The organism is Streptomyces sp. TLI_55 (assembly GCF_900206255.1).
GTDB classification, from domain to species: domain Bacteria; phylum Actinomycetota; class Actinomycetes; order Streptomycetales; family Streptomycetaceae; genus Streptomyces; species Streptomyces aquilus.
Window position 1 is genome coordinate 1,570,945 of record NZ_OAOJ01000001.1, and the last position, 12,305, is coordinate 1,583,249.

Annotated in this window: 12 protein-coding genes and 1 pseudogene; 1 reads left to right on the forward strand and 12 read right to left on the reverse strand. The window is 71.1% G+C overall.

Annotated elements, in window-relative coordinates; all coding sequences use genetic code 11:
* Positions 1 to 18: 18 nt before the first annotated feature.
* The 7 genes and pseudogenes from CRP56_RS07300 to CRP56_RS07330 all read right to left on the reverse strand — a co-directional run bounded on the left by CRP56_RS07300 (position 19) and on the right by CRP56_RS07330 (position 6,875).
* Positions 19 to 798, reverse strand: a complete 780-nt coding sequence (locus CRP56_RS07300) for a carbon-nitrogen hydrolase family protein (protein ID WP_097261436.1) — start codon at positions 796 to 798, stop codon at positions 19 to 21.
* A 151-nt stretch (positions 799 to 949) separates the two neighbouring features.
* Positions 950 to 2,161, reverse strand: a complete 1,212-nt coding sequence (locus CRP56_RS07305) for an MFS transporter (protein WP_097261438.1) — start codon at positions 2,159 to 2,161, stop codon at positions 950 to 952.
* A gap of 154 nt (positions 2,162 to 2,315) precedes the next feature.
* Positions 2,316 to 2,951 (reverse strand): annotated as a pseudogene (locus CRP56_RS07310) (HAD family hydrolase); the annotation flags it as partial.
* Between the two features lie 11 nt (positions 2,952 to 2,962).
* Positions 2,963 to 4,045 (reverse strand): ABC transporter ATP-binding protein, encoded by a 1,083-nt coding sequence (locus CRP56_RS07315; RefSeq protein ID WP_097261440.1) that lies wholly within the window; start codon positions 4,043 to 4,045, stop codon positions 2,963 to 2,965.
* 3 nt (positions 4,046 to 4,048) lie between these two features.
* Positions 4,049 to 4,861 carry an ABC transporter permease gene (locus CRP56_RS07320; RefSeq protein WP_097261442.1) on the reverse strand — a complete coding sequence of 271 codons (813 nt, stop codon included), beginning with the start codon at positions 4,859 to 4,861 and terminating at the stop codon, positions 4,049 to 4,051.
* On the reverse strand, positions 4,849 to 5,733 hold the full coding sequence (locus CRP56_RS07325) for an ABC transporter permease (protein WP_097261445.1): 885 nt from the start codon (positions 5,731 to 5,733) through the stop codon (positions 4,849 to 4,851). Before CRP56_RS07325 ends, CRP56_RS07320 begins: the two co-directional genes overlap by 13 nt.
* Positions 5,730 to 6,875, reverse strand: a complete 1,146-nt coding sequence (locus CRP56_RS07330) for an ABC transporter substrate-binding protein (protein WP_097261446.1) — start codon at positions 6,873 to 6,875, stop codon at positions 5,730 to 5,732. The genes CRP56_RS07325 and CRP56_RS07330 overlap by 4 nt, the downstream gene beginning before the upstream one ends.
* Before the next feature lie 190 nt (positions 6,876 to 7,065).
* Between CRP56_RS07330 and CRP56_RS07335 the strand changes: the two genes are divergently transcribed.
* Entirely contained in the window at positions 7,066 to 7,806 is a 741-nt protein-coding gene (locus CRP56_RS07335; protein WP_097261448.1) for a GntR family transcriptional regulator, read from the forward strand.
* 93 nt (positions 7,807 to 7,899) lie between these two features.
* On the opposite strand, the gene CRP56_RS07340 is transcribed toward CRP56_RS07335, so the two are convergent.
* From CRP56_RS07340 to CRP56_RS07360, 5 genes are all read right to left on the reverse strand, one after another.
* Positions 7,900 to 8,352: an Lrp/AsnC family transcriptional regulator gene (locus tag CRP56_RS07340; RefSeq protein WP_059196353.1), complete on the reverse strand. Its 453-nt coding sequence runs from the start codon at positions 8,350 to 8,352 to the stop codon at positions 7,900 to 7,902.
* A 10-nt stretch (positions 8,353 to 8,362) separates the two neighbouring features.
* Positions 8,363 to 9,856, reverse strand: a complete 1,494-nt coding sequence (locus CRP56_RS07345; protein WP_097261450.1) for an amino acid permease — start codon at positions 9,854 to 9,856, stop codon at positions 8,363 to 8,365.
* Between the two features lie 213 nt (positions 9,857 to 10,069).
* Positions 10,070 to 11,512: a GuaB1 family IMP dehydrogenase-related protein gene (locus CRP56_RS07350; protein WP_179851295.1), complete on the reverse strand. Its 1,443-nt coding sequence runs from the start codon at positions 11,510 to 11,512 to the stop codon at positions 10,070 to 10,072.
* A gap of 131 nt (positions 11,513 to 11,643) precedes the next feature.
* Entirely contained in the window at positions 11,644 to 11,946 is a 303-nt protein-coding gene (locus tag CRP56_RS07355) for a barstar family protein (protein WP_097261454.1), read from the reverse strand.
* Entirely contained in the window at positions 11,943 to 12,293 is a 351-nt protein-coding gene (locus CRP56_RS07360) for a ribonuclease domain-containing protein (RefSeq protein ID WP_097273801.1), read from the reverse strand. The genes CRP56_RS07355 and CRP56_RS07360 overlap by 4 nt, the downstream gene beginning before the upstream one ends.
* Positions 12,294 to 12,305: the final 12 nt, after the last annotated feature.

Genomic DNA, 12,305 nt, shown 5'->3' on the forward strand with positions numbered 1-12,305 from the left:
CGAAGACTGCGGGCGTGTTCAGACGTAGAGCTCGGGACGCCGGTCCCGCAGATACGGGTTGGCCTCGCGGGAGGCGGCGAGGAAGGCCGGGTCGGCGTCCGCGAACACCAGCTGCTCCTCGCGTCCGGCCCGGGCCCGGGCGACCCCGTCGGGGCCGGCGAGGACGGAGAGCCCGACGAACTCGAACTCCCCTTCCTGGCCCACCCGGTTGACGTACGCGACGTACATCTGGTTCTCGAAGGCCCGCACCGGGATCATCGACTCGGCGACGAACTGGAACGGGTGCATCTGGGCGGTGGGGACGACGAGGAGGTCCGTGCCGGCCAGCGCGTGCGCCCGCACGTTCTCCGGGAACTCGACGTCGTAGCAGATCAGCAGGCCGACGGTCAGACCGTTCAGCTGGGCCTGTACGACGTGCCGCTCGCCCGGCGTGAAGTGGTCGCGCTCGAAGCAGCCGAAGAGGTGGGTCTTGCGGTAGTTGGCGAGACGGGTGCCGTCGGCGGAGATGAGCTGGGCGGAGTTGTACACCGCGCTTTCGGCACGCTCGGGGTATCCGTACGCGATGGCCACCCCGTGCCGCGCGGCGATCTCCGCGACCGCGTCCGCGGCCTCCCCGTCGGCCGGCTCGGCGAGGCGGGCGATGTCGCCGCCGATGGCGTACCCGGTGAGGAACATCTCCGGCGCGGTCAGCAGCCCGGCGCCCGCTGCGGCGGCACGGCCCGCGGCCTCGTCGAGGACCTTGAGGTTCCCGTCGACCGAGCCGGGGCGGCCGGAGCTCTGGAGCAGGGCGGTGCGCATGCGTGATCCTCACCGGGCGGAAGGGGTGGTTGCGGGGGCCGCCCAGGAGCCCCTCCGAGGGGGGCAGCGGGGGCATCCAGACGGCCCTCTAGACGGTACGGGCGCCTGACCAGGCCCGACAAGAAGGAGCCGTTGCGCGCCGCCGAGCGGTTCATTGCGCGCGAGGCGGCTTCGGCGGCGATTCGTTGCGTCGGCCGCCGAGGACCAGGGCGGTGACCAGGTAGGGCACCGCGAGGATCACGAAGACGGTGCTGTGCGCGGCCCGCGCGCCGAGCAGGGCGTACGTCGCGAACGTGACGACCGTCAGGAGTTCGGTGCCCAGGCTCGCCACCGAGGTGAGGGTGGCCCGGCGGGCGTCGTCGATGCGGTGCTGGAGGCGTACGTCGGCGAGGATCTCGGCCAGCTGGAAACCTCCGAAGGCGAGGCCCACGAGCGCGATGCCGGCCGGGGTGCGGACGGCGGCGCCGGCGGCCATCGCCAGCGCGGAGCCCGCCAGCAGCCAGGCCATGCCGGTGTCGCCGAGGCGTTCGGCGGGCCCGGTCAGCAGGCTCGCCGCGGTGACGAGCGTCCAGACGAGCAGGATCAGATAGGGGACGGTCTCCTCGGCGACGCCGGTGTCGCGGGCCAGCAGCGGGGTGTACTCGTCGAGCGCGCCCCACACCGCGGCGACGGCCGGGATCAGCAGCAGGGCACCCCGGACGGAACGGTTCCCGCGCGCCTCCCCGAGCCCGGCCCGCAGGGTCACCCACCAGCCGTCGCCGCCGGACTCCCGTCCCGCGCGGTGCTCGGGGAGCCGGGTCGCCACGACGGTGGCCAGCACACAGGCGAGGACACTCGCCGCGCCCACCAGCGGATAGCCGCCCAGCGCGAACACCGGTCCGGCCAGCCCGATCGACGCCATGGTGGCGGCCAGCCGCGCCGCCCGGACCCGTCCCATCACGCGCGCGTACCGGTCGGCGGCCCCGAGCCGCTCCAGTTCGTCGTAGGCCAGCGCCTCCAGCGAACCGGAGCAGAGCGCTCCGCCGACGCCCCACAGGACGAAGCCGAGGGCGAAGGACCAGTACGCCGGGACGATCACCCACAGCGCGAAGCCGCCGGCGTTGAACAGCGGGCCGACCCACAGCAGCAGCCGTCGGGAGACGGCGTCGGCGAGGGCGCCGGAGGGCACCTCCAGGACGACCGCCGTGATCGACCAGAGGGCGAAGAGCGAGGAGATCTGCCAGAGCGACATGCCCGTGTCCGCGAACAGCAGTGCGTACACGGGGTAGAGCAGCACGAAGTCGTCGAGGAACGCGTAGCCGTACAGCGTGCGCGTCAGCCGACGGACACCGGTCGCGGGCACACGTGCGGGTGAGAGTGTCATGGGGCCTTCCCGGAAGGGCGGTTCGGACGTCGTCGGTACGGCGTCCGAGGCGGCCCTCGGGAGGCACGGCTGATGGATCAATGTCGCCAGGTCATGACACCGATGCTAGACACTCGCGGGCCTGCTGCCCAGTGAAATTCGGCGCTCAGGAGGTGAGGAGCGCCCGCAGTGCCGACGGGGTCACCCCGGCCAGGCTGGCCTCGACCGTGCGGCCGGGTGCCGCCTCGATGGGGGCGAGGGACGGCACGGCGAGCACCGTGCAGCCGGCCGCCTCGGCGGAGGCGACGCCGGTCGCGGTGTCCTCGACGGCGACGCATCCCGAGGGGTCCACGCCGAGCGCCTGGCACGCGGCGAGATACGGGTCCGGGTCGGGCTTGGTGCGGTCGGTGTCGTCGGCGGTGACGGAGACGGCGAAGCGGTCCGTGCCCAGCACGTCGAGCACGGTGTCGGTGACCGATCGAGGGGACGCGGTCACCAGGGCCGTGGGCACGCCCTCGCGGGCCAGCGCGTCGAGCAGGTCGAGCGCGCCGGGGCGGGGTACGACACCGGTGCGGACGCGGTCGGCGAACTCCTGGTGGAGGGTGTCGGCGAGGTCGGCGGCCGGGGCGCCGGTGGCCGCGGACAGCCAGCCGGCGGTGTGTTCCACGGGGCGGCCGAGGACGTCGGCCCGGTCCGCCTCGGTCAGGTCCCGTCCGGCGACCCGCTCCACCGCCTCCCACCACAGCCGCTCGGTGTCGACGAGCGTGCCGTCCATGTCGAACAGGACGGCCTGGAGCGGGAGTCGGGGCATCTCGGTCTCTTTCATGCGATACGTTCCGCGACCAGTACCGGCCGCTCGGGCAGCGACACGTTCACGGCGGAACCGGCGGCCAGATCGGTGGCCTCGTGGGCAGGAAGGTCGGCCTTCACCTCGCTGCCGTCGGCGAGGCCCACGGTGACGCGTACGGCGGCGCCCAGGAAGGAGGTGGCGAGCACGCGGGCCTTGCCGTCCGCGTCGGCGCTCACCCGGACGGCCTCCGGCCGCACCAGCACGTCCACCTCACCGGTCTGCGGCGCCGTGCCGTCGACCGGCAGCCGCTGCCCGAGCACGTCGACCATGCCGTCGGAGACCCGGCCAGGAATCCGGCTCATGGTCCCGACGAACTCGGCGACGAAGGCCGTGGCGGGCCGGCCGTACAACTCGGCGGGTGCCGCGCACTGTTCGAGCTTCCCGGCGTGCATGACGGCGACCCGGTCGGCCATGGACAGGGCCTCCTCCTGGTCGTGGGTGACGAACAGGGTGGTGATGCCGAGCTCCTGCTGGAGCCTCCTGATCTCCTCGCGCAGCGTGAGCCGCACCTTGGCGTCGAGCGCGGACAGCGGCTCGTCGAGGAGCAGCACACGGGGCCGCAGAGCGAGCGCGCGGGCCAGCGCGACGCGCTGCTGCTGGCCGCCGGAGAGCTGGTGCGGATAGCGCCCGCCCTTGTCGGCGAGACCGACCAGCTCCAGCAACTCGGCGGCACGCGCCCGCCGTTCACCGGTACGCACCCCGCGCATGCGCAGCCCGAAGGCCACGTTGTCGACCGCGTCGAGGTGCGGGAAGAGGCTGTACGACTGGAAGACCATCCCGGCGTCACGCCGGTGGGCCGGGACCCGGGTGACGTCCTCGCCGTCCACCAACACCTCGCCGGAGTCGGGGTGTTCGAAGCCGGCGAGCATCCGCAGGGCGGTGGTCTTGCCGCAGCCGGACGGGCCGAGCAGGGCGACCAGCTCACCGGGGCGGACGGTCAGATCGAGGCCGTCGAGCGCGACCGTGGGCCCGAACTCCCTTCTGAGGCCCCGGAACTCGACGGTGGCTGCCTTCTCCGCGGTGATCACGGCGGCGACGTTCTCGTTCGTTTTCATGGTTCAACCCCGGGAGGTGGTTCGGGAGCGCCCGCCGAAGCCGGCCAGGACGAGGAGCAGCAGCCAGGTGACGAGCAGGCTCATCACGGACACGGCGACGGACATCTGGGCCTGTGAGCCGCTGACGTTGACGATCCACACCGCGAAGGGCTGGAAGCCGAGCAGCTGGGCCACGGTGAACTCGCCGAGCACCAGCGCCAGGGTGAGGAAGGAGGCGTTGAGCAGGGCGCCGCGCAGGTTGGGCAGCACGGCCTGGACCAGGGCCTGCGGCCAGCTCGCGCCACAGCTGCGGGCGGCCTCGACGAGGGTGGGGACGTCGATCGCGCGCAGTCCGGCGTCCAGCGCCCGGTACACGAAGGGCAGCGCCATCACGACGTACGCCAGGACGAGCACGACCGGGAAGTCGGGGTTCTGAATCGCCACGAAGGTCTGGAACAGCGGGGTGCGGGACAAATGTTCGGGCCCCCACTTCAGGACCGTGACGATGCCGGCGACGAACGCGATCGGCGGCACGACCAGCGGCAGCGAGCACACCACCTCGACCACCGGCCGCAGCTTCGGCGCGCCGAGCCGCAGCGCGACCATGGCGGGCACCATCAGCAGCAGGACCACGGCGATGGTGGCGAGGGCCAGCTCCAGCGAGAGCAGCAGACTGGAGCCGAAGCCGCCGGTGGAGACGATCTGCGTGTAGGCGTCGACGGTGAGGCCCTGGCCCGGCACGTCGACGGTGAAGACGACGGAGGCGGCCAGCGGCACCAGGAAGTACAGCCCGGCGAGGCCGAACACGCCCCACCGCCACAGGTTCAGGCGAGCCATCGCGCACTCCTCCGCTGCAGGGGCAGATACACCGCCATGACGAGGCCCGCGACGAGGACCATGTCGAGGCTGAGGGCGAGCGCCACGTTCTCCTGGCCGACGAGCACGTTGCCGGAGAGGGCGTCGGCGATCTGGAGGGTGATCAGCGGGACGGAACTGCCCACGATCGCGGCGGCGGTGGCGTAGGCGGCGAAGGCGCTGCCGAAGAGCAGCACGAAGCCGCCGAGGAGCGTGGGCAGCAGGACGGGCAGGGCGACGTGCAGCCAGTACTGCGTGTTGGTCGCCCCGTTGTTCTGCGCGGCCTCGCGCCACTGGACGCGCAGCCCCTCCAGGGCGGGAGTGATGGTGAGGACCATCAGTGGGATGAGGAAGTAGAGGTAGACGACGACCAGTCCCCAGAAGCTGTAGAGGTCCCAGCCCTTGTCGGTGAGGCCCAGGTGACGGGTCAGCACGCCGGCGTTGCCGAGGGTGGCGACGAAGGCGAAGGCGAGCGGGACGCCGCCGAAGTTGGCGAGGACGCCGGACGCGGTCAGCACGGCCTCGCGCAGCGCGCGGTACCGGGAGGTGACGACGGCCTGGGCGAGCGGCAGTCCGAGGAGCGTGGCGAGGGCGGCGGAGACGGCGGACAGCTTGACGCTGCCGACGAGCGCGGTGAGGTAGGCGCCCTGCAGCGAGGCGGTCAGGTTGGCCGTGCTGTAGGCGCCGGTGGTCTTGACCGTGAAGGCGCCGTCGAGGACCGCCCAGGCGGGCAGTCCGAAGGCCACCGCGGTGAAGGCGAGCAGCGGGACGACGGCGACCCAGCCGAGCGACCGGCGCCGCCGCTTCACCGCAGCGGCGGGCGCCGTGTCGACCCGCGGGAGCGTGGCCGTCATCCGGAGACGGCCTTCGCCCAGCCCTGTCCGAGGACCGTCTTGGCCTTGTCCTGCTGGGCCTCGGTCGGGAAGGAGGGCGTGCCGGAGACCTTCGGGAGCTTGGCCGCGGCGCTCTTGTCGAGGGTGCCGGCCTTCTCCAGGGCGGTCATCAGGGCCGGGCGGGCGTAGCCCTTGAGCCACAGGTTCTGGCCCTCGGCGCTGTAGAGGTACTCCTGCCACAGGCGGGCGGCCGCCGGGTGCGGGGCGTCCTTGTTGATGGCCTGGGAGTAGTACTGGGAGAACTGGCCGTCGCTCGGCACGGTGACCTTCCAGTCGACGCCCTTGGACTTGAACTCGTCGGCGTACCCGGCGTTGAGGTAGTCCCAGTCGATGCTGATCGGCGTCTCGCCCTTCTCGACGGTGGCCGGGGTGGACTCGACGGGCGTGTAATTGCCGTTGCCCTTCAGCTTCTTGAAGAAGTCGAGGCCGGGCTGGATGTCGTCGAAGGAGCCGCCGTTCGCGAGCGCGGCCGCCCAGACGCCGCCGAAGGCCGAACCGGACTTCGTGGGGTTGCCGTTGAGGGCGACCTGGCCCTTGTACTGCGGCTTGAGCAGGTCGGCGAAGGTGGTGGGACAGGTCTTGACGCGCTTGGCGTCGCAACCGATGGAGATGTAGCCGCCGTAGTCGTTGTACCAGCGGGCCTGCGCGTCCTTCTGCCCGGCGGGGATGTCGGCGAACGAGGCGACCTTGTAGGGCGCGAGGAGCCCCTGCTGGGCGGCGCTGAGCGCGAAGGAGGCGCCGAGGTCGAGGACGTCGGGGGCGCGGTCCTGGCCCTTGCGCGACGTCACGGCGTTGATCTCGTCCTGGCTGGCGCCGTCGGGGTTCTCGACGGCGATCTTGATGCCGTACTTCTTCTCGAACCCGTCGATGAGCGCACCGTAGTTGGCCCAGTCGCGGGGCAGGGCGATGGCGTTGAGCTTGCCCTCCTTCTTGGCCGCCTTGACGAGGGCGTCGAGTCCGCCGAAGTCGGCGGCGGAGGTGGCGGTGGCGGCGTTCTTGCCGTCGGCGGTGGTGGACGCGGTGTCGGGGGCGGCGCCGCAGGCGCTCAGGGTGAGCGCGGCTATGGCACCGAGGGCGGCGGTTCTCGGCAGGGACAAGGTCACGGCTTCTCCAAGGCGTTAAGAACTTGTCTGAACAAGTTGGCCCCAGTAAGGCTGCCGCTGGTGTCGTCTTCGTAAACACTGAAGAAACCCTGACCGCTGAATTCCCGGCCAATCAGAGCCCCCTCCGGTCTCCGCCGGTTGTCGACTACGCTGGTCACGCTGTGCACAGCATTCGACTCAGAGGGGAAGCATGGCGGCGCGACACGAAGAGATCGCCGACGAACTGCGCCGGGCGATCGACCGCGAGGAGTACACGGTCGGCAGTCGGCTGCCCGCCGAGACCGACCTCGCCGCCCACTACGGAGTCTCCCGGGGCACGGTCCGGCAGGCCGTCGCGGCGCTGACCGCCGAGGGGCTCATCGGCTCCCGCCAGGGCGCCCGCCGCGTGGTGCTGGCCAGCCGCCGCAGCCAGAGCTTCGCAGAACTGCGCAGCTTCGCCCAGTGGGCGCGGGCAATGGGCCGCGAGGCCACGGGACTTGTCATCGCGCAGGAGTACCACCCGGCCACCGCCGAGGACGCCGTGCGCCTCCAACTGCGCGCGGGCACGCCGGTGTTGCACGTCCTGCGGGTCCGCGGCCTGGACGGCGAACCGGTGCTCCTGGAACGGACGGTGTACGCCGACTGGATCTCCCCGGCGGTCGAGATCATCGAGCCGGACTGCCCGTCCGTCACCCAACGCCTGTACGACGACACGGGGTTGGTCTTCGCGTACGGCGAGCATGTCATCGACGCGGTGGCGGCGGGCGCGCAGGACGCGGACCTCCTGTCCGTCCGCCGCACCAGTCCCCTCCTCCGCGTCCGCCGCGTGACGACGACCCGGGAGGGCCGCCCGGTGGAGTGGTCGGACGACCGCTATCGCTCGGACGCGGTGAGTTTCAGCGTCCACAACTCGATGGACAACAACGCGCTGGCGCGGAAGACCGCGGAGTAGAGCTCGGGGGGTGCGGTTTCGTCGCCGGGTGCGGGTGCGTTGTGGCCGACAAGCCACGAACCACCCGCACCGGCCCCACAACCGGACCACCCCTTACCCGGGCGCCCCCGAAGAGAACCGCCTCAGCAACGGCGACAACACCAACACCGACTTGGTCCGCTCCACGAACGGCTCCCCGGCGATCCGCTCCAGCACCCGTTCGAAGTGCCGCATGTCAGATGCGAACACCTGCACGATCGCATCCGCATCCCCGGTGACGGTGGACGCCGCCACCACCTCCTGGTACCGCTCAAGACCCCGCCGGATCGTCTCCGGAGACGTGTTGTGCCGGCAGTAGATCTCGACGAACCCCTCCGTCTCCCACCCCAGCGCCGACGGATCGACCCGCACCGTGAACCCGGTGATCGCGCCGGTGGCCCGCAACCGGTCGACGCGGCGTTTCACGGCGGGCGCGGACAGGCCGACGATCTGCCCGATGTCCGCGTAGGAGCGGCGGGCGTCCTCGGCGAGGGCGTGGACGATGCGTTCGTCGAGATCGTTGAGCACGGTGGGTGGTTCAGCTCTCAGGTGATACGGGTGATGCGGGCGTTGCTGGCGTTGCGGTCGTCGAGAGACGGGAGCGGCGATGGCCGTACAGGAAGTAGAACACGAGCCCGGCCGCCATCCAGACTCCGAAGACCACCCAGGTGACGGCGGACAGGCTGCCCATCATCCAGACGCAGAAGCCGAGGCCCAGCACCGGCAGCACCGGCGACAGCGGCACCCGGAAGGTGCGCGGCATCTCCGGACGCGTCCGGCGCAGCACCACGACGGCGATGTTGACGAGCCCGAAGGCGAAGAGCGTGCCGATGCTGGTGGCGTCGGCGAGCTGCCCCAGCGGGATCGCGGCGGCGAGGACACCGCAGAACAGGGAGACGATCACCGTGTTGGCCCGCGGCGCGCCGGTCTTCGGGTGGACGCGCCCGAACACCTTCGGCACCAGCCCGTCCCGGGACATCGCGAAGAGGATGCGGGTCTGGCCGTAGAGCACGGTCAGGACGACGCTGGCGATGGCGATGACCGCGCAGGCGGCCAGCAGGGTCCCCCAGAAGCTCTGTCCGGTCACCTCGCGCATGATCTGGGCGAGCGCGGCCTCGGAGTCCCCGAACCGCTCCCAGGGCTTCGCGCCGACGGCGACGGCCGCGACGAGGACGTACAGCGCGGTGACGATGACCAGCGACAGCATGATCGCGCGCGGCAGGTCGCGCTGGGCGTTCTTCGCCTCCTCACCGGCGGTGGAGGCGGCGTCGAAGCCGATGTACGAGAAGAACAGCGTCGCCCCGGCCGCGCTGACGCCCGCCATGCCGAGCGGCATGAAGTGCGCGTAGTTGCCGGAGCGGAAGCCCTGGATGCCGATGGCGCAGAACAGCACCAGCGCGCCGATCTTCACGACGACCATGACGGTGTTGGCCCGCGCGGACTCGCGCGCCCCGCCGAGAAGGAACGCCATGGCGAGCAGGACCACGATGAGGGCCGGCAGGTTGAAGATGCCGCCGTCGCCGGGCGGGGCGGACAGCGCGTCCGGGATGGTGACGCCGAGGGTCCCGTCGAGCAGCTCGTTCAGGTACTGGCCCCAGCCGACCGCGACGGCGGCGACCGAGACGCCGTACTCCAGCAGCAGACACCAGCCGCAGACCCAGGCGACCAGTTCGCCCAGGGTTGCGTACGCGTACGAGTACGAAGAGCCCGAGACCGGGATGGTGCCCGCGAGCTCGGCGTACGACAGCGCCGAGAACAGGGCCGTCAGCCCGGCGATGACGAAGGACAGGGTGACGGCGGGGCCGGCCTTGGGCACGGCCTCGCCCAGGACGACGAAGATGCCGGTGCCGAGGGTGGCACCGATGCTGATCATGGTCAGCTGCCACAGTCCGAGGGTGCGGCGCAGACTGCCGCCCTCGCCCTGGCCACCCTCGGCGACCAGGCGTTCCACGGGTTTGCGCCGCATGAGGCGCGCACCGAGACCCGGGGACGGTGTGGTGCGGTGGTGCGGGGGTGCGCCTTGGTCGAGCACGCGCTGACTCCTTCGTCGCTGCGATCGGCGCGGCGGGGACCGGCGGGCAAGGACCACCGAGCGGGGTCCCTGCCACGCCACGTACAGCGCATGACCCTATGAGCCAGGGCATCACGGTCGTAATGCAGCAACTTTGCGCATACGCGCAAGATCGTTGCGTTCATCGCATGCGGGCGCCCGTTTGTTGCACGGCCCCGCACAGCAGCGAAGCGTCTAGCTCCAGCTGGCGTGCAGCGGCTTGCCCTCCGCGTAGCCGGCCGCGCTCTGGATGCCGACGACCGCCTTCTCGGCGAACTCCTCGAGGGAGCCCGCACCGGCGTAGGTGCAGGAGGAGCGGACGCCCGCGATGATCGAGTCGACCAGGTCCTCGACGCCCGGACGGGCCGGGTCGAGGAACATGCGGGAGGTGGAGATGCCCTCCTCGAACAGCGCCTTGCGGGCCCTGTCGTACGAGGACTCCTCGGACGTACGGTTGCGCACCGCGCGCGCGGAGGCCATGCCGAACGACTCCTTGTAGAGCCGCCCGTTGGCGTCCTGCTGGAGGTCGCCCGGCGACTCGTACGTCCCCGCGAACCAGGACCCGATCATCACGTTGGACGCACCGGCGGCCAGCGCCATCGCGACGTCACGCGGGTGCCGAACACCGCCGTCGGCCCAGACGTGCTTGCCGTACTTCTTGGCCTCCGCCGCGCACTCCAGCACCGCCGAGAACTGCGGCCGGCCCACGCCGGTCATCATGCGGGTGGTGCACATGGCGCCGGGGCCCACACCGACCTTGATGATGTCCGCGCCGGCCTCGATGAGGTCCCGCACACCCTCGGCGGCGACGATGTTGCCGGCCACGATCGGCACCTGCGGGTCGAGCGCCCGTACGGTCCTGATCGCGCTGATCATCGACTCCTGGTGGCCGTGCGCGGTGTCGATGACGAGCGTGTCCACGCCCGCGTCGAGCAGCTGCTTGGCCTTGCCCGCGACATCCCCGTTGATGCCGACGGCGGCGGCGATGCGCAGCTTGCCGTTCGCGTCCACGGCCGGCGTGTAGAGGGTGGCGCGCAGGGCGCCCTTGCGGGTGAGGATGCCGGCCAGCTTGCCGTCGGCGTCGACGGCCGGGGCGTAGCGCCGGTTGGCCGCGTCGAGCCGGTTGAAGGCCTCGCGCGGGTCGATGTCGGCGTCCAGGAGCAGCAGGTCGCGCGACATGACGACCTCCAGCTGCGTGAAGCGGTCCACGCCGGTCAGGTCCTGGTCGGTGACGACACCGACGGGACGGCCCTCCTCGTCGACGACGACACCCGCGTTGTGCGCCCGCTTGGGCAGCAGCGCGAGGGCGTCCGCGACGGTCTGGTGGGGGGCCAGCACGATCGGGGTGTCCAGGACGTGGTGGCGGCTCTTGACCCAGGAGACGACGTCGGTGACGACCTCGATCGGGATGTCCTGCGGGATGACCACGAGGCCACCGCGCCGGGCCATCGTCTCGGCCATACGGCGTCCGGCGATGGCGGTCATGTTGGCGACGACCAGCGGGATCGTGGTGCCCGTGCCGTCCGGGGCGCTGAGGTCCACGCCCTGCCGCGAACCGACGGCGCTGCGGCTCGGGACCATGAAGACGTCGTCGTACGTCAGGTCGTACGGGGGCTGGATGTCGTTGAGGAAACGCACGTGCTGCACATCCCAGTCGATCAGAGGTGGCCCCCGGACAGGTCAGCCAGGGGGAAGAGCACGTACTTCATTGTCCCATGTCAACCGGAATGCGATGCCCGGACAGATCGTCCAAGCAGGTCAGAGGGGCCTTAGGAGGATCCTCCGAGGGCCAGCGCCACAGAGGCCACGGAAGCCTCCGAGAACACCTCGCGCGCGACCGCCCACTCCTCCGGCCGCGCCTGCGCGTACCCCTCCCAGTGCCGTACGACGACCACGATCCCCGCCTCGACGGCTTCCGCGGGCCAGACGCCCGGGTCGGACAGGACGTCGGCCAGGGCGTCCCAGTTGCGGCCGAAGTAGTCCGGCAGCCGCAGGTCCCGCGCGCAGCGGTCCATCAGACCCGCCTTGTCCGTGACCCCGTCGAGGTCCAGCGTGACCACGACCTCCGTCATCTCAGCACCACCCTGAACGAGTCGTAATGATCATCGGTGTAGTAGATCTCCCCACCTTCCCCCGTGACGATGCGCCGGGCTCCGCGATCACGTGAGCCCGGCGTGGGAACGGTGTATTCGTGGTAGTAGCCGCGTTGGTGCTCGGGCAGCAGCTTCTCGAAGTTCCCGAAGACGGCACCGTCCTTGGCGTACGGGAACGGCCCGCCCTCGTCGATGAGTTGGAGCGTCTGACGAGCCTGCACCGGGAGCCGGGACTCCTGGACGGTCGCCATGTCGCCCGTCCCGGAGGAGCACCCGGCCAGCACCAGCACACACAACAGCACCCGGGAGACGAACCGCAGCAGCATGCGCTCCACGCT